This window comes from Pseudomonas sp. BIGb0278 (genome assembly GCF_024809895.1).
Taxonomy (GTDB): Bacteria; Pseudomonadota; Gammaproteobacteria; order Pseudomonadales; family Pseudomonadaceae; genus Aquipseudomonas; species Aquipseudomonas shirazensis.
The window spans coordinates 25,549-45,103 of sequence record NZ_JANUEL010000007.1 but is presented as its reverse complement, the minus strand read 5'-3'; the positions used below and the strand labels follow the sequence as shown (position 1 = coordinate 45,103).

18 protein-coding genes and 7 tRNA genes are annotated in these 19,555 nt (G+C 59.4%); 8 read left to right on the top strand and 17 right to left on the bottom strand.

The window, feature by feature from the left end; genetic code table 11:
- Positions 1 to 197: 197 nt before the first annotated feature.
- The 7 genes from M2396_RS20650 to M2396_RS20620 all read right to left on the bottom strand — a co-directional run bounded on the left by M2396_RS20650 (position 198) and on the right by M2396_RS20620 (position 5,726).
- Positions 198 to 1,073 (bottom strand): hypothetical protein, encoded by an 876-nt coding sequence (locus tag M2396_RS20650; protein ID WP_259077625.1) that lies wholly within the window; start codon positions 1,071 to 1,073, stop codon positions 198 to 200.
- Between the two features lie 64 nt (positions 1,074 to 1,137).
- A tRNA-His gene (locus tag M2396_RS20645) sits at positions 1,138 to 1,206 on the bottom strand.
- Positions 1,207 to 1,486: 280 nt separating this feature from the next.
- Positions 1,487 to 1,756, bottom strand: a complete 270-nt coding sequence (locus M2396_RS20640; protein WP_259077623.1) for a hypothetical protein — start codon at positions 1,754 to 1,756, stop codon at positions 1,487 to 1,489.
- Positions 1,753 to 2,733: an integrase domain-containing protein gene (locus M2396_RS20635; RefSeq protein WP_259077621.1), complete on the bottom strand. Its 981-nt coding sequence runs from the start codon at positions 2,731 to 2,733 to the stop codon at positions 1,753 to 1,755. Before M2396_RS20635 ends, M2396_RS20640 begins: the two co-directional genes overlap by 4 nt.
- An 893-nt stretch (positions 2,734 to 3,626) precedes the next feature.
- The gene (locus M2396_RS20630) at positions 3,627 to 4,955 is read right to left on the bottom strand and encodes a phage integrase central domain-containing protein (protein WP_259077619.1); all 1,329 of its coding nucleotides are present in this window, start codon (positions 4,953 to 4,955) and stop codon (positions 3,627 to 3,629) included.
- Between the two features lie 164 nt (positions 4,956 to 5,119).
- Positions 5,120 to 5,195: transfer RNA gene (locus M2396_RS20625), tRNA-Thr, on the bottom strand.
- 120 nt (positions 5,196 to 5,315) lie between these two features.
- Complete coding sequence (locus tag M2396_RS20620; protein WP_259077617.1) at positions 5,316 to 5,726, bottom strand: pilin; 411 nt, start codon at positions 5,724 to 5,726, stop codon at positions 5,316 to 5,318.
- Between the two features lie 215 nt (positions 5,727 to 5,941).
- Here M2396_RS20620 and M2396_RS20615 point away from each other — a divergent pair, with 215 nt between their 5' ends.
- Genes M2396_RS20615 through yacG form a run of 4 tightly spaced genes read left to right on the top strand, consistent with a single transcriptional unit; the run spans position 5,942 to position 8,839 of the window.
- Positions 5,942 to 7,150 carry a type II secretion system F family protein gene (locus tag M2396_RS20615; protein ID WP_259077614.1) on the top strand — a complete coding sequence of 403 codons (1,209 nt, stop codon included), beginning with the start codon at positions 5,942 to 5,944 and terminating at the stop codon, positions 7,148 to 7,150.
- Positions 7,151 to 7,152: 2 nt separating this feature from the next.
- Positions 7,153 to 8,019, top strand: coding sequence for an A24 family peptidase (locus M2396_RS20610; RefSeq protein WP_150569981.1), 867 nt, complete (start codon positions 7,153 to 7,155; stop codon positions 8,017 to 8,019).
- Complete coding sequence (gene coaE / locus M2396_RS20605) at positions 8,019 to 8,642, top strand: dephospho-CoA kinase (RefSeq protein WP_259077612.1); 624 nt, start codon at positions 8,019 to 8,021, stop codon at positions 8,640 to 8,642. Before M2396_RS20610 ends, coaE begins: the two co-directional genes overlap by 1 nt.
- Positions 8,639 to 8,839, top strand: coding sequence for a DNA gyrase inhibitor YacG (gene yacG / locus M2396_RS20600; protein ID WP_101316256.1), 201 nt, complete (start codon positions 8,639 to 8,641; stop codon positions 8,837 to 8,839). Before coaE ends, yacG begins: the two co-directional genes overlap by 4 nt.
- A gap of 22 nt (positions 8,840 to 8,861) precedes the next feature.
- On the opposite strand, the gene M2396_RS20595 is transcribed toward yacG, so the two are convergent.
- A complete protein-coding gene (locus M2396_RS20595) occupies positions 8,862 to 9,542 on the bottom strand; it encodes an energy-coupling factor ABC transporter permease (protein WP_150569980.1) in 681 nt (226 codons plus the stop codon).
- Between the two features lie 251 nt (positions 9,543 to 9,793).
- Between M2396_RS20595 and M2396_RS20590 the strand changes: the two genes are divergently transcribed.
- The 3 genes from M2396_RS20590 (at position 9,794) to M2396_RS20580 (ending at position 12,106) form a co-directional block, all read left to right on the top strand.
- Entirely contained in the window at positions 9,794 to 10,423 is a 630-nt protein-coding gene (locus M2396_RS20590) for a DUF1780 domain-containing protein (RefSeq protein WP_101316252.1), read from the top strand.
- 132 nt (positions 10,424 to 10,555) lie between these two features.
- Complete coding sequence (locus M2396_RS20585; RefSeq protein ID WP_101316250.1) at positions 10,556 to 10,729, top strand: DUF3094 family protein; 174 nt, start codon at positions 10,556 to 10,558, stop codon at positions 10,727 to 10,729.
- A gap of 81 nt (positions 10,730 to 10,810) precedes the next feature.
- The gene (locus tag M2396_RS20580; protein WP_150569979.1) at positions 10,811 to 12,106 is read left to right on the top strand and encodes an NAD(P)/FAD-dependent oxidoreductase; all 1,296 of its coding nucleotides are present in this window, start codon (positions 10,811 to 10,813) and stop codon (positions 12,104 to 12,106) included.
- 49 nt (positions 12,107 to 12,155) lie between these two features.
- Here the strand turns inward: M2396_RS20580 and M2396_RS20575 are convergent, their stop codons facing one another.
- Positions 12,156 to 12,956: a helix-turn-helix domain-containing protein gene (locus tag M2396_RS20575; RefSeq protein WP_259077605.1), complete on the bottom strand. Its 801-nt coding sequence runs from the start codon at positions 12,954 to 12,956 to the stop codon at positions 12,156 to 12,158.
- 110 nt (positions 12,957 to 13,066) lie between these two features.
- Here M2396_RS20575 and M2396_RS20570 point away from each other — a divergent pair, with 110 nt between their 5' ends.
- Entirely contained in the window at positions 13,067 to 13,975 is a 909-nt protein-coding gene (locus M2396_RS20570) for an EamA family transporter (protein ID WP_188035287.1), read from the top strand.
- 50 nt (positions 13,976 to 14,025) lie between these two features.
- Here the strand turns inward: M2396_RS20570 and M2396_RS20565 are convergent.
- The 8 genes from M2396_RS20565 to rluD all read right to left on the bottom strand — a co-directional run bounded on the left by M2396_RS20565 (position 14,026) and on the right by rluD (position 19,548).
- Positions 14,026 to 14,101, bottom strand: a tRNA-Lys gene (locus M2396_RS20565).
- Between the two features lie 6 nt (positions 14,102 to 14,107).
- A tRNA-Pro gene (locus M2396_RS20560) sits at positions 14,108 to 14,184 on the bottom strand.
- A gap of 72 nt (positions 14,185 to 14,256) precedes the next feature.
- Positions 14,257 to 14,332 (bottom strand) — tRNA-Lys (locus M2396_RS20555).
- Between the two features lie 6 nt (positions 14,333 to 14,338).
- Positions 14,339 to 14,415 (bottom strand) — tRNA-Pro (locus M2396_RS20550).
- 3 nt (positions 14,416 to 14,418) lie between these two features.
- Positions 14,419 to 14,494, bottom strand: a tRNA-Asn gene (locus tag M2396_RS20545).
- 491 nt (positions 14,495 to 14,985) lie between these two features.
- Positions 14,986 to 17,550: an ATP-dependent chaperone ClpB gene (gene clpB / locus M2396_RS20540; protein WP_101316241.1), complete on the bottom strand. Its 2,565-nt coding sequence runs from the start codon at positions 17,548 to 17,550 to the stop codon at positions 14,986 to 14,988.
- Positions 17,551 to 17,845: 295 nt separating this feature from the next.
- On the bottom strand, positions 17,846 to 18,589 hold the full coding sequence (gene pgeF, locus M2396_RS20535) for a peptidoglycan editing factor PgeF (protein ID WP_150569976.1): 744 nt from the start codon (positions 18,587 to 18,589) through the stop codon (positions 17,846 to 17,848).
- Positions 18,586 to 19,548 (bottom strand): 23S rRNA pseudouridine(1911/1915/1917) synthase RluD, encoded by a 963-nt coding sequence (gene rluD / locus M2396_RS20530; RefSeq protein WP_101316237.1) that lies wholly within the window; start codon positions 19,546 to 19,548, stop codon positions 18,586 to 18,588. Before rluD ends, pgeF begins: the two co-directional genes overlap by 4 nt.
- Between the last annotated feature and the right edge of the window lie 7 nt (positions 19,549 to 19,555).

Below are 19,555 nucleotides of genomic sequence, written 5' to 3'. Positions count from 1 at the left end.
TCTTCTTGATTACCAGCCGGAGGAAGTTCGCTTGAAGTTCGGAAGCTTCTGGACACCATGGCCGTTTTTGACACGAAGCCGATATCCATACCTTGTTAATAAAATGGAATAGAATGGATCAATGCTACAGGAGGACCGCCAAATATTAATGATCTACACTTACATCAGCCATCTCTGTTAGCCAGTGTAAGTATTCTTTAAGAGCCAAATTTATCGACAATTCCAGCTCGATACTCTGCATAGTTAGCGGACTTGAGTTTTGACACTACCGCAGAAACTACCCTGTGACGCTCATCAAAATCAGCAGTTTGAAATTTGGCATTATTAACGGCAAGATTATTAATCGTAATAGATACTTCTTTTATCAATTCAAATTTCAGCTTAGTCGTCAGTAGATTTTCACGCATCAATAAATCCATAGAGGACTGACTTACACTGAAATCAGAACTATTGACCCATTCACCCTGCATATTACCGAAAGTTTTAACCCACTGCGTATGGGCGATTTTATTCCTTAGCGTCATAGCGGGCGACAAATATAAGGTTATCCAATTACGAATTTCCTCATAGATTTTGAACCTGGAAAACCCAAGAGTATCACCAGAAATTTCCGCAGAGCTTGCTAGCGAAGCGTGTCTTTTCATACCTATATCTAAAGCGGCCTGCCAGCGCTGCTCAATAGACTTAGTATTATACACTACAGACCTTTCAGCCTCGCTAAAAGCGCTGGCTTCATATAGAAGTTTATGAAGGCGTGCTTCACACCACACCCCCAATATCAATGTGTAAAGGCGAGTACAAGTAACTTCATTCGCCACGTCTTCAGCTGGGTCTTTTTTAGCAGGCTTAGCAATACATTTCCTCAACTGCTTTTCAGCTAAGTCGAGTGCCTTAGAAACCTGTTGAAAGTTTTCGTCGTGAAACCGTTTAACTGAAGCTATGACTTTTTCTGGGTTGCTTGCATATGCAGCCCTTGAAATGATCAGTTCAGGGTTTTCTACGGGAGGAGAATGGGGAGAAATTACGACGTCTGAACGCACACAAAACCGCATCCATTGCGTGATGCTTTTCAAGAAACTGATCATTGAATTCAGATATTCTAGAGTCCCGATGCCAAAAAAATCTCCTCAGATTTCTTTGGCATCCCGGACTCGAACCGAGACCTTTCTGCTTTCACAGAATGTGCAACCATTACACCAATGCCCAGCGGCTATGATGTCTCAATACTGCCAGATTTGCAACATGATTTTTTACCTGATCGATACCCCAGCACATTCTGAACGGAAAATAGAAATTCACGGAATAGGTCGGCAATAACATGCGAAAAGCTTAATCCTCCATGAGGAGCTCGCAAGCTAGATAGCTGACCCTAAGTAGGCACCACTCATTCAGAGCCGCTTTTGCCCGGTAACTACCACCCACCATCGGCAGCTTCGGGTCGACTGCAGATAATCGTACCTATTAAAATCAGGTCCTCGCTCAGAGGTTAAACACCCATGTTTTTTTGTAAACGGCGAACGAGTAACTGCACGGTCAGAAAGTAGTAGTACCGTGTCATCCTGCTGTGTCGATCTAGGCGATGCTCTAGAAACCAAGCCAAATGCTTTCTCTTCCAGGCCCAAGGTGTCTCTCGCTGCCAACGATTTGCAATTTCAACCTGAACAAACGTTGCCTGCCGCAAGTGACGTTGCCGCGTTGCGTGCGACCCGGTTAGCGCGCCGGCCAAGAACAACTCCATATCAAATGGCTTGTTCATGTCCGCCCTCCAATGTAGGCCGCGACCACGTCGATCCGATCGTGCCCAAGCTCGTAACTGATTCGCCTCCGGGCCTCGTGATCAAGGTTCCTATCTACCTGGTAACATTGACCACCACTGATTGGCGCGGGGTGTTGGGTGATCTGCTCGTAGCGCTCACATGCGTACGCCGCTCGTAGCTCATGGAAGCCTTTGAGGTTTTGTGCGTGCAGGATGTCTCTTACCGGGCGGACGATGTCCTGCAGAACGTCAAAGTAGCTTTCGTGTTGTGCAATCAGGTTGCGGCTGCCCGCAGGCGACACCTGCCGTGCAAACCCAAGCGCACCTCGAATATGGTCGTCCACCGCAATCCAACGGGGCGCCGAAGCGCCGGAGCGACCGCCTTTGGTGCCATCCTGAATGTTAATCCTGCCTAGGTCGTCAGCCTCGCGGGTTAGTCGTGGCAGATCAGCCAAGATAGCTTCACGCAAGCGCATGCCGGTGGCTCGCGCCAACAGAACAATCGCTGCGGCCCGTTGCTGATGATCGTGACAAAGCGCATCGACGATTTGCTTAACCTGTTCGCGGTCTTGGCCTTGCGGAGCCGATTGGCGAACTCCGGTGCGCTGCATTCCCAACGCCTTGCTCGGACCGGGCAATTTCGCACACTGATCACCGCGCAGCGCCGCCATTGTCCTGTTAACGCTGGATAGGCGGTTTTGTGCGGTGCTGACAGCAAGGTCACCGCGCCTTACCACGTCGCGCAGGTACGCCGCGTAGTCCGCCAATACCTTCCGATCAATCTGCCGCGCATCATTGATGCCGGGCCCTTGTTCGGAGCGGCACCATCTGACGAATGCCTGCCACCTATCACAGTGTGCCTTCACCGTGCCGTAGTGGCCGCCGCCGAACATGTCTTTCAACGCCTGCGGCCCCGCGTAGCTCAGTTGCCTGCCATAGCCGAAATTACGGCCATTGCGTCTACCCACCAATGCCATGTCGAATCACCTCATCGCCTGGTCTCCGATCCTCGCCCCACGTCATCCCGCCAAGAATGTTGAGTGTTATCAGGGATCAAGGCCCCTGCGACCTGTGGGGATGTCCTCTAGCGCGGGACTGGCGGCTCCTTACGTTCAGGAGCAAGGGCATCTCATGATCTGGCCTCCTGAACACCGTTACCGGTGGGCGGGTGGAGGCAGTACTGGCTGACGAGACCAGCGCCTGAAGATCCTGAGCCGGGTGAACGCAGCAATGCGATGACTGGGGCATGCCTGACTGTCAGTCAGGTGCAGTCCATTCCTTGGTCTGCGGCACCATCATCTACAGCGCTGTTGCTGGTGACATCGGCGTTTGTCACGCCGATTGTCACGAGGGGAATGCCGCAAAGCCATGTGCGATCAGGGCTGCAGCAGTGGTAGAAGCGCCCGTCTCTTTCCACACAAAGAGACGGGCGCAGGTTGGTGCAATAGTCGGCCAAGCGGATAGGTTGCTGCAGGGCAGCACAGTACGGTGTAGCTGGCGCACGAGGGCCATGAGATTAGAGAGCATCCATCACCGGGGAGGTAACCGGGCGAGCTGCCGGATGCGAATCGCCCTTGGGGAGAACCACCGCGGGAGCGGCGTGACCTTCAAGGTTCGGGCCACCTGGGTGCTGTCATCGACAGCGCTTGCACGGCCAGTTCTACGCCTGTGGATAAACCTGGTCAAGGGCCGCAATTCAGCGCTACTTGGGACCTGAAAAGCGGTTATCCACGGGTGGAATTCCGTGGTAAATCCCGGACAACGTCGTGGCTTCTAGCTTTTCAAAGTGAGGTCAATCCAAACAGGGCGGCTTTGCAGCCCTGTTTGGATTGACCCGTGTAAAAGAGCAGCCCGCGCCGATTTCGCAGGCTCACCCGCGATTGAATGCGCCATGGCCATTTGGCAAGGCGGTGACGTTGTCGCCTACTGGGTGGGCAAACTCATGCGGGGTGACATGGCCCGATCTATTGGCATCGATGTAGTTACTCCACCACGCCATGATCAACCGACGCTGCTCCAGAAACTGGGCCTTGTGGATGTACGCAGCGCGTACGCGGTTACGCTCCTGATGGCTCATCTGCCGCTCAATCGCCGCGTCCGTCCACAGCCCTGATTCGAGCAAGGCACTGCAAGCCATGGTCCTGAATCCATGCCCGCACACGTCCTTGGTAGTGTCGTACCCCATATTGCGCAGCACCTGGTTAACCGTATTCTCCGACAAGGGTTTCCAGTACCTGTGGTCACCGGGCAACACGAGTTCAGAGAAGCGATTCAAGCTGCGCAGCCGTTCAAGGATCTCGATGACTTGCGGCGACAGCGGCACTATCTGAATGTCCCCACTCATCTTGGTCCCGCGTGTGGAATAGCGGACGCCTTCAATCGGCTTGCGGGTATCGGGGATCTCCCACATCGCCCGTTGCAGGTCGAATTCATCCCACCGGGCGAAGCGCAGTTCGCTGGAGCGCACGAACACATGCAGCGTCAGTAGCACTGCGAGCCGGGTCAGCTCGCGACCGGTGTAATTGTCGATTCGGCTCAACAATTCAGGAAGGCGGTTAAGCGAGAGTGCAGGACGGTGCACGGTACGCGGCGCTTGAATCGAGCCGGCCAGATCGAGCGCTGGGTTTTGAGTGATCTGCCGCGCCCGCTTCGCACCCCGCATGATCGTAGATAGATAGCTCTGCACACGCAGGGCTACATCCATGGTGCCGCGATCTTTGATCCGCTGGGTGACCTCAAGGAGATCATGGGTGTCGAGTTCAGCAATAGCCCGCTGGCCAATTAGTGGAAACACATGGGTACGCAACCTGCTCAGCACCGTCTTGGCATGGCCCTCAGTCCAGCGCCGAGACATTTCGACATGCCACTCTAGGGCAACGGTTTCAAAGAGAAGGCTCGCCCGCTGAGCTGCGATCTTGGCCTTCTGCTTTTCTTCCATCGGATCAAGGTTGTCGAGCAGCAGGGCCTTGGCCTCATCGCGCTTGGTCCTCGCGACGGCCAATGAAACGATGGGGTACTTGCCGATGATCAGCGTGCCTTCCTTGCCGTTGGGTTTGAAATACCGCAGCCGCCAAGTCTTCGAGCCACTGGGCGCGACGTACAGGTACATACCCCCGCCGTCGAACAGTTTGTAAGCACGATCACGCGGTTTGGCCGTGCGGCATTTGAGGTCGCTGAGCGGAGTGGCTAGGCGTGGCATAGGGGTACGTTCTCCATTCAGGAAAGACGCTGTACCCCAAAAATACCCCCGGTTATTGGGGATTTTGTTGGTTCCCGACGGAGGGTCGTGGAAACGAAAAACCGGCCATAAGGCCGGTTTAGAGGGCTTCCAAAGCATTCAGCGGAATGCAGTGGAGCTGGATGTGGTGCCGGAGACAGGAATCGAACCTGCGACCTTCGCGTTACGAGTGCGCTGCTCTACCGACTGAGCTACACCGGCGTGTTGCGAACGTACCACTAGCCGCAACGCTTAGGCAAACCCCTACTTCTCCTCAATCCCGCAGGCGCGATTCACAGCTCAAGACCGCCCGCGCGGAGGGCAACAGACCGAAGCACGGCCTCAGCCAGCCTTACACCCCGAAGGCGCCAAATCCTCTTCAATTCCGGTACTACAAACCCACCCAGTCGCCGACCGGCTCAGGGTAATCACCTTGCCCACCACATTCCCCGGCGCTTCCACCAGCGTGCAGGCAATACTCCCTACCCCACTGGCCGCAACGCCACTGGCAGCAATTGCACAATGCGCAGTAGTCGCCTGTCCACCGAGCGCAGCCACATCGGGCACGTCTTTGCCTTCATTCAAACGCAAGTCCATCGCGGTCTTCAGCGCAGATATCTCCAGCAACCCGGCCGCGGCCTTGGTACGGGCCTGGTGATTGGTGTACATCGGTACGGCGATGGTGGCGAGGATGCCGATGATTGCGACGACGATCATCAGTTCGATCAGGGTGATGCCTTGTTGGGCTTTCATGAACGCGTTTCCTTGTTGATTCGGCTGAGCCTTCATCCACTGTGGACGTCAGCCTTTCAGGCGCGCAGTAGGCCTCAACAGACACCTTTTGTCACCCCTGCTCGGCTGGACGTCATGTTCGCTGAACTACTCTAGTGAGCATCTTCACAACCCGCCCATGGATGGGCGCGGCAAGCTGTTACCGGGCTTGTCGCATCAGCCGCAAGGAGCTGTGCATGAGTACCACATCGCGTATTTACACCTGGGAGGGCACCGACCGCAGCGGTGCCCGGGTCAGCGGCCAGTGCGAGGGGCGCAGCCCGGCGTGGGTGCGGGCTGGGCTGGTGCGGCAGGGCATCAGCATTGCGCGGCTGCGTCCGGTTGGTGGCTGGCAGCTGAGTTGGCCGCAGCGGCGGGGTAAGCCGGATGCGGCGGGCTTCAGTCGGCAGTTGGCGACGCTGCTGAAGGCGGGGGTGCCGTTGTTGCAGGCGTTTGAGGTGATGGGGCGCAGTGGTGGCGACGAGGGCCTGGGGCGGTTGCTGGTGAAATTGCAGCAGGATGTGGCAGCGGGGTTGGGATTGGCGGATGCGTTGCAGCGCCAGCCGGTTTGGTTTGATCGGCTGTACTGCAACCTGGTGCGGGTGGGTGAGCAGTCGGGCAAGCTGGATGGGCAGCTGGAGGAGCTGGCGAACATGCTTGAGCAGCGTCAGGCGCTGCAGCGGCGGGTGCGCAAGGCGATGATTTATCCGCTACTGCTGTTACTGACGGGGCTGGGGGTTTCGGCGCTGCTGCTGCTGGAGGTGGTGCCGCGCTTTCAGGGGTTGTTTGCCGGTTTTGACAAGAGCTTGCCGGCGTTCACCCAGTGGGTGCTGGACCTGTCCACAGGGCTGGCGCGGCATGCGCCTTGGCTGGGGGCATTGATGGTGTTATCCACAGTGGCGCTGCGTTGGCTGTATCGGCACAACGCCGTGGCGCGCTTGTGGATATCTTTGCGGGTGCTTGAGGTGCCGGTGCTGGGGCGGTTGCTGGCGCAGGCGGCACTGGCGCGTTTTGCGCGCAGTTTGGGCACAGCGTATACAGCGGGGGTGCCATTGCTGGATGCGTTGGCGACAGTGGCGTCGGTCAGTGGTGGCGTGGTGCATGAGCAGGCGATCTTGCGTTTGCGTCAGGGCATGGCCAACGGGCTGGGGTTGCATCAGGCGATGAGTGCGGATCGGTTGTTTCCGCCGTTGTTGGTGCAGCTTGCGGCCATCGGCGAATCCAGTGGCACGCTGAACCAGATGCTGGGCAAGGCCGCCAGTCATTATGAAGAGCAGGTGAGCCAGGCGCTGGATCAGTTGACCGGCCTGCTCGAGCCGGCCATCGTGCTGATCCTCGGGGTACTGGTCGGTGGTTTGGTGGTGGCGATGTATCTACCGATTTTCCAGTTGGGTAGTTTGGTCTGAATATGAATCTGTGGACGCTTTTGACCGCACAGCCGGTTTATTTCACCTGTTTGGCGACACTGCTGGGCTTGCTGGTGGGTAGCTTCATCAATGTGTTGGTGCACCGTTTGCCGATCATGCTGGAACGGCAGTGGCAGCGTGAAGCGCAGGAGGTGCTGGAGTTGCCGGTCGCCGAACATGGGCGGTTTGATCTGGCGCTGCCGGCTTCGCATTGCCCGCACTGTGGGCATCGGATCCGGGCTTGGGAGAATATTCCTGTGCTCAGTTACCTGCTGCTGCGGGGACAATGCGCGGGCTGCAAGGGCGCGATCAGCAGGCGTTACCCGCTGGTGGAGCTGGCCTGCGCCGGGCTGTCGCTGGTGGTGGCATGGCACTACGGGCCTGGGCTGCAGGCGCTGTCTGCGCTGTTACTGACCTGGTGCCTGCTGGCATTGAGCTTGATCGACAGCCAGCATCAGTTGCTGCCCGATGTGCTGGTGCTGCCGATGCTGTGGATCGGTTTGATGCTCAATGCCACGGGTATGTTCGTGCCGTTGCCGGACGCGCTGTGGGGCGCGGTGATGGGCTACCTGAGCCTGTGGACGGTGTTCTGGCTATTCAAGCTGGTGACCGGCAAGGACGGCATGGGCTATGGCGACTTCAAGCTGCTGGCATTGTTCGGCGCCTGGGGTGGCTGGCAGGTGCTGCCGTTGACGCTGCTGTTGTCATCGCTGGTGGGGGCGTTGATCGGCCTGTGTTTGCTGCGTTGGCGTAACGCTTCGCTGGGCACGGCGATGCCGTTTGGTCCGTATCTGGCAATTGCGGGGTGGATTGCTGTGCTCTGGGGTGATGAAATGTACGCCTCTTACCTGCAACTGCTTGGAATCTGATGACCTCTGCGGCGTTTTCCCCTTGGATCCTGGGCCTGACCGGCGGCATCGGCAGTGGCAAGAGCGCTGCGGCCGAGCGTTTTGTCGAGCTGGGTGTGCACCTGGTCGACGCTGATCAGGCTGCGCGCTGGGTGGTCGAGCCTGGGCGGCCAGCGTTGGCCAGCATCGTCGAGCGCTTTGGCGCGGGCGTGCTGCAAGGCGATGGCCAGCTCGATCGAGCGGCACTGCGCCAGCTGATTTTTGCCGACCCTGAACAGCGGCGCTGGCTTGAAGCGTTGCTGCACCCGTTGATCGGGCAGGAGATCTTCAGCTACCTGGCCAAGGCCGAGTCGCCCTATGCGGTGTATGTTTCGCCGCTGTTGATCGAGTCGGGGCAGTATCGCAAGACCCAGCGCGTGCTGGTGATCGATGTGCCGCAGGCGCTACAAGTGCAGCGTACATTGCAGCGCGACGGCACCAGCCCTGAGCAGGTGCAGGCGATTCTGGCGGCTCAGGCGACCCGCGAGGAACGTTTGCGGCATGCCGACGATGTGCTGGTGAATGATCGCGATGTGCCTTGGCTGCACGAGCAGATCGACCAGTTGCACCACTTTTACCTGACTTTACGAGGAGGCCAGCCATGAGCCAGCCGTTGTCCGTTGATTGCCCAACCTGTGGCGCACCTGTGGAATGGACCGAGGCCAGCGTCAACCGGCCGTTTTGCTCCGACCGCTGTAAATTGATCGACCTTGGCGCCTGGGCGGCTGAGGAACACAAGATTGCCGGCGCGCCGGAATCGGAAGATGAGTTGTATTCGGCTGATCTGGAGCCGCGTCACTGAGTCCATGCCTGGGTGATGGGCCTCAGCGCTCGTCATCCTTCCACGGCGCCTGCAGGTAGCGGGTGCGGTTGAAGGTCTCCAGCCATTCCGGGCAGAACACCACCAGTGCACTGATGACCATGCCGTTGATAAAGGCTTCGGGAAACATCATCAGCCACAGGTAACCGACAAAGTCCGTCAGCCACTCGGGCATGGCGAACAGGCCATCGACCCAGAGCAGGCCCAGCGCAGCCGTCAGGCACAGCAGGGCTGACAGCGCAGCGGCGAAAAAGCCTGAAAATATATAGATGAACAGGTTACGCGGCTGCGCCCGCTCGACCAGGATCGCGCAGGTTTCGGTAACCAGCACCGGCAGGCCGACGATCAGCAGGCCGTTGATGCCGAGCGCGGCCCAATCCTGCCGGCCGAGCGACAACAGCCCGAGTTGAGCGATGAAGCCGGCGATGATCGCCAACGGCCAGTCGAGCAGCAGGGTTACGGCAGTCATGCCGATGAAGTGGTAGGAGACGCCGGTGTCGAAGTCGCGACGAACCAGCCATAACGCAAACAAGGCGAATATCGCGCCGAACAGCAGGTGTTGGCGGCGACGATCGCTGCACAGTTCGATCCAGCTGCTGCGCGATATGGCCCAGAGCAGCAGTGGCAGGTAGGCCAGCCAGCCGAGGGTGAGGCTGGTGGTGGACAGGACCAGTGCGCTGATCACGTTTGATGTCTCCTGTGTTGACTATCCATTCTTCCAAACCTGGCGCGCTCGGCGTAGGAGCGGCCTTGTGTCGCGAAAGGGCTGCGCAGCGGCCCCACATTTTCAGCTTCGCCGCTGATATCGCCGGGCCAGCTTCGCTGGCCTTTCGCGACACAAGGCCGTTCCTACGGGACCGCGTTGACCTGGAGGTGGGCTGATTTACATCGGTAAACAACATCTTACCTTCACAGATTAGCGGCTAAGCTTGAGCCATGGATGACTCAGATTACCTGCGCCTGCTTACTATCCAGGCCGAACAGGCCAATGCCTTTCTGTCCAATGCCCGCAAATGGGAACGCGAGCGTTGGGTCTGCCAGCGCCTGCTGCAGGGGCTGAATATTCCCTACCGCAACGAAGACTTCACCCCCGCCGGGCAGGAGCCGCCGGACGTGCTGTTTCGCGACGCGGCATTCGAGGTATTTTTCGTGCTCGATGAGGGTCGGCGGCTGAATGACGAGTGGCGCGAAGAGCTGCAACGGCGGCGCAGTGCTTTCTCGCTGAGCCAGCTGGTACGCCGCGAAGCCCGGCCCAGACGCATCAGCGCGCAGGAATTGCTGCTGCGCCTGGCTCCAACCTTGCGCAAGAAAGCCCACAATTACCGCGAGCGCGGCCTGGAGCTGAACGAGCTGGATATCATCGCTTTTGCCAGCCTCAAGCGTGAAGTGCTCGACCTGAACAGCCATTTCCCGCCGCCGACCGAATACCTGCGCCAGGGCTGGCGGTCGTTGTCGCTGGTCGGACCAACCTTTGCCCGGGTGCTGTTCGCCCACCCGGACGCGCCGGATTTTCTGCGTGGTAACCTGGGACGCAGTATCGTTTTCGATGTCGGGATCAGTCTTTGATCCACTGCCGAGAGTCTTTGCAGCGGCGTACACTCGGCGGCATAGACAGAAAGTATTATCATTCGTCGCTGCCTGGTGCACGAACCCTGTAGCGTTCGTGCAGTCTCAAGCGTCTATCTGACGAGGCCCACCATGACCAGCCGCCTGAATCCTGAAGATCAGCGTCGCGTCGATGAGTATCTCAAAGCCCCTCAGCACCAAGTCGAGCGCAGGCCTTTTCGGCCATGGCTGCTCCTGGCGCTGGTGGTGGCAGTGACCATCGGTCTGGGCCTCTTGAGTCGTTTGTTGAGTGGACTGGTGCTATGAGCTGCGTTGCGCTCGCCCTCCCCTCGGCCACGACGCCGGCCCTCAGGGCCAAGCATTCGTTTAACCTTATGAGATATCTCCATGACACATCGCATCGTGATTGTCGGCGGCGGCGCCGGCGGCCTGGAACTGGCGACCCGCCTGGGTAAAAGCCTGGGCAAGAGCAAAAAGGCCGAAATCACCCTGGTCGACGCCAACCTGACCCACATCTGGAAACCGCTGCTGCACGAAGTGGCGGCCGGCTCGCTGAACTCTTCGGAAGACGAGCTCAACTACGTCGCCCAGGCCAAATGGAACCACTTCAACTTCCAGCTCGGCCGCATGAGTGGTCTGGAGCGTGAGAGCAAGCAGATCCAGCTGGCGGCCACCCTCGATGAAGACGGCCGCGAGCTGCTGCCAGCGCGCACCCTGGGCTACGACACCCTGGTAATTGCAGTTGGTAGCAATACCAATGATTTCGGTACCTTGGGCGCGGCGCAGCATTGCTTGTTCCTCGACAGCCGCAAGCAGGCCGAGCGCTTCCATCAGCAGCTGCTCAATCACTACCTGCGCGCCCATGCCGGTAATGCAGCGGGCGAAAAAATCAGCGTGGCCATCGTCGGTGCCGGCGCCACGGGCGTCGAGCTGGCCGCTGAGCTGCACAACGCCGCGCACGAGCTGGCCGCCTACGGCCTGGACAAGATCCAGCCGCAAGACATGCACATCACACTGATCGAAGCCGGCCCGCGCGTGTTGCCGGCATTGCCTGAGCGCATCAGCGTGCCAGTGCACAAGACCCTGGAGAAACTCGGGGTAACGGTGCTGACCAACGCCTCGGTCAGTGAAGTGACCGAAGATGGCCTGAAAACCGCCTCCGGCGAAGTCATCCAGGCCAGCCTCAAAGTGTGGGCGGCAGGTATTCGCGCGCCGGGCTTCCTCAAGGATATCGACGGCCTGGAAAGCAACCGGATCAACCAGCTGGTGGTGCGCCCCACCCTGCAGACCACACTGGATGACAATATCTTCGCCTTTGGCGACTGCGCTGCATGCCCACAGCCGGGTAGCGACCGCAATGTGCCGCCTCGCGCGCAGGCTGCGCACCAGCAGGCCTCAATGCTGGCCAAGAGCCTGAAAGCCCGCCTCGACAACAAGCCGCTGCCAACCTATGCCTACAAGGATTACGGCTCGCTGGTCTCGCTGTCGCGCTTCTCGGCAGTGGGCAATCTGATGGGTAACCTGACCGGCAGCGTGATGCTGGAAGGCTGGCTGGCGCGGATGTTCTATGTGTCGCTGTACCGCATGCACCAGATGGCGCTGTATGGCGCGTTCCGCACGGCGATGCTGATGATTGGCAGCAAGATCGGCCGCGGCACCGAACCGCGACTCAAGCTGCACTGATGTAAAAACTGCCGGGCCGCAGCCTTGCGGCCCCGGTGGCTACGCCTCGCTACCCGCCTCTCCTGCCGCTTGCTGACTCCGCCATATAACGGCTCGGCACCTCGCCCAACACCCGCTTGAAAACAGTCGCAAAGGCACTTGAGCTGCTGTAGCCAAGCGCTATTGCCACCTGCGTGACTGGCTCGCCGTTGCCCAACCTGATCACCGCCGCGTGCAGGCAAGCCTGTTGCCGCCATTCGATGAAGCTGATGCCGGTCTGCGCCCTGAACAGGCGGGTGAACGTGCGCCGGCTCATGGCCGTGCGCTGGGCCATGGCGTCAATGCCGACCTCCAGTGAAGGCTGCTCGAGAAACTCACGGCAGGCCTGCGCCAGCCGCGGCTCATGCGGCAGTGGCGCATTCAGCGACAGCGCTGGCATGGCCGCTATCTCATGCAACAACAGGCCCATCAGGTGGCCATCACGCCCCTCTGCGGCATACAGCGCAGGGACCTCAATCGCCTTGTCCAGCAACTGCCGTAGCAGTGCAGATACACCGTACACCTGGCACGCCTCCGGCAAGCCCAAAGCCAGTGCAGCAGGCTCGCGGATATAGGTGTTGAGCATGGTGACCGGGCCACGCATGTGCATGGCATGACCCAGCCGCGCCGGCACCCAGATAGCCCGCTGGGGCGGCACCACCCAATTACCCCTGTCGGTAAACACGGTGATGACGCCACATGAGGCGTAGGCAAACTGCCCGCGTTGATGGCTGTGCGCGGCAAATACCTGGCCGTCGGCGTAATCACGCACCGTCACCACCGCATCACGCGGGACGTTCTGGTAAGGATCAAGACCGAGAGATTCTTTCATGGCCTGATTTTAATGATAGTTGGCCTCAAGCTGAAAGCAGGCCAGCGCCATTTCTCGCATATTTCCCGCTCTCGCGCCTGTGCGCTCGTTGTTCCGGGAAAAGTCTGACAATGCAGAAAAAGCACCTGTGCCTGGCCGTCATGGTCACGGCCATCTGGGGGTTGAACTTCCCCATCACCAAGCTCGGCCTGGCCGAGATCGATCCGCTGCTGCTGACCGCGCTGCGCTTCAGCCTTGCCGCCCTGCCTTGGGTATTCGTGGTCAAGCGGCCGCAGGTAAGGTTTCGCTGGCTGGCCGGCTACGGCTTGATCTTCGGCGTGGCCATGTGGGCGCTTATCAACCAGGGCATCGCTTTGGGCGTACCACCTGGCAGTGCCTCGCTGCTGATTCAGCTGAGTGCGTTTTTCACCCTGGGCTGGGGCGTATTGTGGTTTGGCGAAAGCCTGAATCGACCACAACTGATCGGCATATGCTTGGCGGCTCTTGGCCTGTTCGGCGTGCTGGTGGATGGCTCAGGCACCGTCAGCACTGTCGGTTTAGCGCTGGTAATCGCCAGCGCCCTAGCCTGGAGTATTGGCAATGTACTGATCAAAAAGTCGAAGGTGCAGGAAATCTTTGCTTTTGTGGTCTGGGCCAGCCTGTTCCCGCCAATCCCGCTATTACTGCTGACCTGGCTTGCACACGGCTCAGCACCATTCACCGCGCTGCCGGCCCAGTTGCACGGGTTTACCTTGTTTTCGCTGGCGTTTCAGGTATACGGCGCGACGCTGTTTTGCTACTGGGGCTGGAACCTGCTGCTGCGCGAATACCCTGTATCACAGGTAGCACCGCTGTCGCTGCTGATCCCGCTGTTCGGCATCGTCAGTTCGATGCTGATACTGGGGCAATGGCCAAGTACATTGGGGTTGGCGTCGATGCTGCTGATCTTGCTGGCGCTCGCCGTCGGAGCACGCCCTGGAAAGGCTGTGCAGGCAGGTCGGCAAGGTGGCGGGGGCAGGCGGGAAAACCTGCAGAGATAAAATCCAGACAAAGAAAAAGGGCACCTCAGTCGAGGTGCCCTTCTCTTACATGGTGGGTCGTGTAGGATTCGAACCTACGACCAATTGGTTAAAAGCCAACTGCTCTACCAACTGAGCTAACGACCCGGAATATGGTCGGGGTGAGGGGATTCGAACTCCTGACATCCTGCTCCCAAAGCAGGCGCGCTACCGGACTGCGCTACACCCCGAAAGTGAAACTGTACAAAAGCAAACACTAGACGAAGAAAAAGGGCACCTCAGTCGAGGTACCCTTATCTTACTGGTGGGTCGTGTAGGATTCGAACCTACGACCAATTGGTTAAAAGCCAACTGCTCTACCAACTGAGCTAACGACCCGGAAAATGGTCGGGGTGAGGGGATTCGAACTCCTGACATCCTGCTCCCAAAGCAGGCGCGCTACCGGACTGCGCTACACCCCGAAATGGCTCCGCGACCTGGACTCGAACCAGGGACCCAATGATTAACAGTCATTTGCTCTACCGACTGAGCTATCGCGGAACTAAACTTCGATCTTCCGATCTCGAAGGCTGTTTAAGCTTCGATCTCTTCAACACTCTGCATTTCTGCGTTTGCGTCTCTGAGGCCGGCTATTCTACATCCTTCGTTTTGCTTGTCAACCCCCAATTTGCATTCAACTTACTGATTTGCAAACTGTTTTCAGATCGTCGTTACCGCTGGCGATCTGCTTAGTGGCTGACAGCGGGGCGTATATTAGGAGCACTCGATTTTAGATGCAAGCATAAATTTCAATAATTTTACGGGCTTACCGCGAGCCCCCGTAAATTGGGGGTTTTGCCGGGATTATCAGTAGCTTACGAGCGCCATACGAGCCAACTGGAGGGCAGAAAACGCTGCTGAATCTCGCTTCGGGATGGGCAGAATAATCGTCGTGGCAGGCGTTTTTCTCAGGGTCAAAGCTGTTTTTGGGTAAAAAAACCCAGAAAATTTTCAAAAAAAAGCCCCGCACGTGCGGGGCTCAAGATTATTTTTTATTCGAAGACTATTTCTTCGCCTTCGACCTTGGCGGTAATCGTCGTCCCCGGCATGAACTGCCCTGCCAGGATCAACTGCGCCAGCGGGTTTTCGATCCAGCGCTGGATCGCGCGCTTCAGTGGACGTGCGCCATACACCGGGTCGTAGCCAATCGCGATCAGCTTGTCGATCGCCTCCGGGCTCAGTTCCAGCGACAGCTCGCGCTCGGCCAGACGGCTGCGCAGGCGGCCCAACTGGATCTCGGTGATACCGGCGATCTGCTCACGGCCCAGCGGCTCGAACACCACCACCTCGTCGATCCGGTTGATGAACTCCGGCCGGAAGTGGTTACCCACCGCGTCCATTACCGCCGCACGCTGCGCCTCACGGTCGCCGACCAACTCCTGGATCTGTGCCGAGCCGAGGTTGGAGGTCATCACGATGACCGTGTTGCGGAAGTCCACCGTACGGCCATGGCTGTCGGTAAGGCGACCATCTTCAAGCACTTGCAGCAGCACGTTGAATACATCCGGGTGGGCCTTCTCGACCTCGTCCAGCAGCAACACTGTGTACGGCTTGCGGCGCACGGCTTCGGTCAGGTACCCGCCCTCTTCGTAACCTACATAGCCTGGTGGAGCACCGATCAGGCGAGCCACGGAATGTTTCTCCATGAACTCGGACATATCGATACGCACCATGGCCTCTTCGGTGTCGAACAGGAACTCGGCCAAGGCCTTGCACAGCTCGGTCTTACCCACGCCAGTCGGGCCAAGGAACATGAACGAACCACTTGGCCGGTTCGGGTCAGACAGCCCGGCCCGCGAACGGCGCACGGCGTTGGCCACGGCGGTCACGGCCTCGTGCTGGCCAATCACGCGCTGGTGCAGCAGCGCTTCCATTTTCAGCAACTTGTCGCGCTCGCCTTCGAGCATCTTCGACACCGGGATGCCGGTCCACTTCGAGACCACTTCGGCGATCTCTTCCTCGGTGACCTTGTTGCGCAGCAGCTGGTTTTCGCTCTTGCCGTGCTGGTCGACCATCTGCAGGCTGCGCTCCAGGTCCGGGATCACCCCGTACTGCAGCTCGGCCATGCGGCTCAGGTCGCCTTTGCGGCGGGCAGCTTCAAGCTCCTGACGGGCTTGCTCGATCTTTTGCTGGATCTGCGCCGAGCCCTGTACTTCGGCTTTTTCCGACTGCCAGATCTCTTCCAGGTCGGAGTACTCGCGCTCCAGCCGCTGGATTTCTTCGTGAAGTTTCTCGAGGCGTTTTTTCGCCGCCTCGTCTTCTTCTTTTTTCAGCGCCTGGGATTCGACCTTGAGCTGAATCAGACGACGGTCGAGACGGTCGAGCACCTCAGGCTTGGAGTCGATCTCCATACGGATGCGGCTGGCCGCTTCGTCGATCAGGTCGATGGCCTTGTCCGGCAGCTGGCGATCGGTGATGTAGCGGTGGCTGAGCTTGGCCGCGGCAATGATCGCACCGTCGGTGATGGCCACCTTGTGGTGCACTTCATAGCGCTCTTTCAGGCCGCGCAGGATGGCGATGGTGTCTTCCTCGCTCGGCTCCTCGACCAGCACCTTCTGGAAGCGTCGCTCGAGCGCCGCGTCCTTCTCGATGAACTGGCGGTACTCGTTGAGCGTGGTGGCGCCAACGCAGTGCAGCTCGCCACGGGCCAGGGCCGGTTTAAGCATGTTACCGGCGTCCATGGCGCCCTCGCCTTTACCAGCGCCAACCATGGTGTGCAGCTCGTCGATGAACAGAATGATCTGCCCTTCCTGCTTGGACAGCTCGTTGAGAAGGCCTTTGAGGCGCTCTTCGAATTCGCCGCGGTACTTGGCGCCAGCAATCAGCGCACCCATATCCAGGGCGAGCAGGCGCTTGCCTTTGAGGCCGTCCGGCACTTCGCCATTGATGATGCGCTGGGCCAGGCCTTCGGCAATGGCGGTTTTACCCACGCCAGGCTCGCCGATCAGCACCGGGTTGTTCTTGGTCCGGCGTTGCAATACCTGCACGGTGCGGCGGATTTCGTCGTCACGGCCGATCACCGGGTCAAGCTTGCCTTCTTCGGCACGCTTGGTCAGGTCGACGGTGTACTTGTCCAGGGCCTGACGCGACTCTTCGACGTTGGCGTCGTTGACGGCCGCACCGCCACGCAGGTTATTGATGGCGTTTTCCAGGGCTTTCTTGCTCACGCCCTGGCCGAGCAACAGTTTGCCGACCTTGCTGTTCTCGTCCATGGCCGCGAGCAGCACCAGTTCACTGGAGATGAACTGGTCACCCTTCTGCTGGGCCAGACGGTCGGCCTGGTTGAGCATGCGCGCCAGGTCCTGCGACATGTTGACGTCGCCGGTAGGGTTCTGGATTTTCGGCAGTTGGTCGAGCTCTTTGCTCAACGCCTTGCGCAGGCTGTTGACGTCAAAGCCGACCTGCATCAGCAGCGGCTTGATCGAACCACCTTGCTGGTCGATCAGTGCTTGCAGCAGGTGCAACGGTTCGATGGCCGGGTGGTCCATGCCCACCGCTAGGGATTGCGAGTCAGATAACGCTAATTGCAGTTTGCTGGTTAATCGGTCTATTCGCATGGGGATACCTTCCTAAATAAGGGCAGGCCGGAGCGATGGACACACCTGATGAAGAAACCTGCCAGAGATGACTAATAGATAAGGCTTATTCTGGGAGTTTCAAGCTTAGCGGGGTTGATCGAGATCAGTTACGGGAATGTCCTACAAGAACGATGACTGGATGAGGAGCTGGCAATGCTGGGGCGCTTTGCGCCCCTTTCGCGACACAAGGCCGCTCCTACAGGTAGTACGCGGTCCCCTGTAGGAGCGGCCTTGTGTCGCGAAAGGGCTGCAACGCAGCCCCGGCGCTCTCAAATCAGACGCAGAGCGGATCGAGCCAGACCAGCGAAGCGAAGCGCCCACCCTGCGGGGTGCGCCGATAGGAATAGAAGCGTGGGTCGCTGACCGTGCACAGGCCACCACCATAGACAGCAGTGATGCCGCGCGCCGCAAGGCGGATGCGTGCCAGCTGGTAGATGTCGGCCAGCAGTTTGCCCGGACGCTCACCCGGCACGAATGCCTCGGCGGCTTGCGGGTGCTCGGCAGTGAAGGCGTCACGGACTTCTTCGCCTACTTCGAATGCGCTCGGGCCAATGGCCGGGCCGAGCCAGACCAGCACCTGATCGGCCGGCACTGCCAGGCGCTCGAGGGTAGCCTCGAGCACGCCGCCCGCCAGCCCGCGCCAGCCGGCATGGGCTGCGGCAACGCGGGTACCGGCGCGATCGCAGAACAACACTGGCAGGCAGTCGGCGGTCATCACCGTACAGGCAATGTGCGCCTGGTCGGTCCAGCTCGCATCGGCTTCCATCACCTGCGCCGGGTTAGCATCAGCCACCACCACGCCGTGGACTTGCTTGAGCCAGGCGGGATGAATGTCGAATTGCTCACTGAGGCGTCGGCGGTTTTCGCTGACGGCAGCCGGGTCGTCGCCGACATGATCGCCCAGGTTGAAGCTGTCGTACGGCGGCAGGCTGATGCCACCCGCACGAGTGGTGACGCAGGCGCGCACTGTGGCCGGGGCTGGCCAATCAGGGCGCAGCAACTGCGTCAGACCGTTCATCCGATAAAGCTGTCGCGGTCTTCCTGGAGCAGCTCCAGCAAGCCGACGAAGTCTTCCGGCAGCGCCGACTTCCATTGCATCCGCTCACCCGTGAGCGGGTGATCGAGGGCGAGGAAGCGTGCGTGCAGGGCCTGACGCGGGAAGGTCTTCAGCGCAGTGACCATTTCCGGCTCGGCCGCAGGCGGGATGCGGAAGCGACCGCCGTAGGTCTGGTCACCAATCAGCGGATAGCCGACGTGGGCCATGTGCACGCGGATCTGGTGCGTACGGCCGGTCTCCAGCTTGACCCGCACATGGGTGTGCGAACGGAAGCGGGTGAGCACGCGGTAGTGACTGACGGCAGGCTTGCCGGTCTCGGTCACCGCCATGCGCTGACGCGAGCCACCGTGGCGGCCGATCGGGGCGTTGATGGTGGCACCGGAGGTGACCACGCCAATCACGATGCACTCGTAGATGCGGCTGACACTGCGGCTCTGCATCTGCTCGACCAGCTTGGTCTGCGCCTGCAGGGTCTTGGCCACTACCATCAGGCCGGTGGTGTCCTTGTCCAGGCGGTGGACGATGCCCGCACGCGGCACGTTGACGATGTCTGGCACGTGGTGCAGCAAGGCATTGAGCAGGGTGCCATCGGCATGCCCGGCAGCCGGGTGGACAACCAGCCCGGCAGGCTTGTTGATCACCAGGATCTGCTCGTCTTCGTAGACGATGTTCAACGGGATGTCCTGGGCGATCCACTCGCCCTGGGCTTCCTGCTCGGCCTCAAGGACCAGCTTGGCACCGCCATAGACCGGATCGCGTGGACGCACGACTTGACCGTCGACCGTCAGACGGCCGTCCTTGATCCAGGTGGTCAGGCGCGAACGCGAGTACTCGCCGAACAGTTGGGCGGCGATCTGGTCGAGGCGCTGGCCGCCCATTTCGGACGGGACCTCTTCGCTAAGTTGGATGATCTCGGACATGCTCGAT

Excerpts from the sequence above, each read along its gene's own strand:
- M2396_RS20640 (WP_259077623.1), bottom strand. The coding sequence starts at position 1,756 with ATGAACAAGCCATTTGATATGGAGTTGTTCTTGGCCGGCGCGCTAACC.
- M2396_RS20635 (WP_259077621.1), bottom strand. The coding sequence starts at position 2,733 with ATGGCATTGGTGGGTAGACGCAATGGCCGTAATTTCGGCTATGGCAGG.
- M2396_RS20630 (WP_259077619.1), bottom strand. The coding sequence starts at position 4,955 with ATGCCACGCCTAGCCACTCCGCTCAGCGACCTCAAATGCCGCACGGCC.
- M2396_RS20620 (WP_259077617.1), bottom strand. The coding sequence starts at position 5,726 with ATGAAAGCCCAACAAGGCATCACCCTGATCGAACTGATGATCGTCGTC.
- M2396_RS20615 (WP_259077614.1), top strand. The coding sequence starts at position 5,942 with ATGAGTACCACATCGCGTATTTACACCTGGGAGGGCACCGACCGCAGC.
- M2396_RS20610 (WP_150569981.1), top strand. The coding sequence starts at position 7,153 with ATGAATCTGTGGACGCTTTTGACCGCACAGCCGGTTTATTTCACCTGT.
- coaE (WP_259077612.1), top strand. The coding sequence starts at position 8,019 with ATGACCTCTGCGGCGTTTTCCCCTTGGATCCTGGGCCTGACCGGCGGC.
- yacG (WP_101316256.1), top strand. The coding sequence starts at position 8,639 with ATGAGCCAGCCGTTGTCCGTTGATTGCCCAACCTGTGGCGCACCTGTG.
- M2396_RS20590 (WP_101316252.1), top strand. The coding sequence starts at position 9,794 with ATGGATGACTCAGATTACCTGCGCCTGCTTACTATCCAGGCCGAACAG.
- M2396_RS20585 (WP_101316250.1), top strand. The coding sequence starts at position 10,556 with ATGACCAGCCGCCTGAATCCTGAAGATCAGCGTCGCGTCGATGAGTAT.
- M2396_RS20580 (WP_150569979.1), top strand. The coding sequence starts at position 10,811 with ATGACACATCGCATCGTGATTGTCGGCGGCGGCGCCGGCGGCCTGGAA.
- M2396_RS20575 (WP_259077605.1), bottom strand. The coding sequence starts at position 12,956 with ATGAAAGAATCTCTCGGTCTTGATCCTTACCAGAACGTCCCGCGTGAT.
- M2396_RS20570 (WP_188035287.1), top strand. The coding sequence starts at position 13,067 with ATGCAGAAAAAGCACCTGTGCCTGGCCGTCATGGTCACGGCCATCTGG.
- clpB (WP_101316241.1), bottom strand. The coding sequence starts at position 17,550 with ATGCGAATAGACCGATTAACCAGCAAACTGCAATTAGCGTTATCTGAC.
- pgeF (WP_150569976.1), bottom strand. The coding sequence starts at position 18,589 with ATGAACGGTCTGACGCAGTTGCTGCGCCCTGATTGGCCAGCCCCGGCC.
- rluD (WP_101316237.1), bottom strand. The coding sequence starts at position 19,548 with ATGTCCGAGATCATCCAACTTAGCGAAGAGGTCCCGTCCGAAATGGGC.